This window comes from Staphylococcus auricularis, assembly GCF_051172115.1.
Taxonomy (GTDB): Bacteria; Bacillota; Bacilli; order Staphylococcales; family Staphylococcaceae; genus Staphylococcus; species Staphylococcus auricularis_A.
On record NZ_JBPIZN010000028.1, the window covers coordinates 1 to 279 of the forward strand.

Annotated in this window: 2 tRNA genes; both read right to left on the reverse strand. The window is 45.9% G+C overall.

Annotation, left to right across the window (positions count from 1 at the left end):
- A tRNA-Ala gene (locus ACSBRB_RS10665) sits at positions 1-76 on the reverse strand.
- Positions 77-101: 25 nt separating this feature from the next.
- Positions 102-175 (reverse strand) — tRNA-Ile (locus tag ACSBRB_RS10670).
- Positions 176-279: the final 104 nt, after the last annotated feature.

Sequence of the window (279 nt, forward strand, 5' to 3'; positions counted from 1 at the left end):
TGGTGGAGACTAGCGGGATCGAACCGCTGACCTCCTGCGTGCAAAGCAGGCGCTCTCCCAGCTGAGCTAAGCCCCCATATTGAATTAATAATCTAAGATGATGGGCCTAAGTGGACTCGAACCACCGACCTCACGCTTATCAGGCGTGCGCTCTAACCAGCTGAGCTATAGGCCCATATTATCTATGAATACTATTATATGTATGAGCATTCAAAACTGAATACAATATGTCACGCTAACTCCTTCATCTTCGAAAGAAGATGTTCCGTAATTAATCCT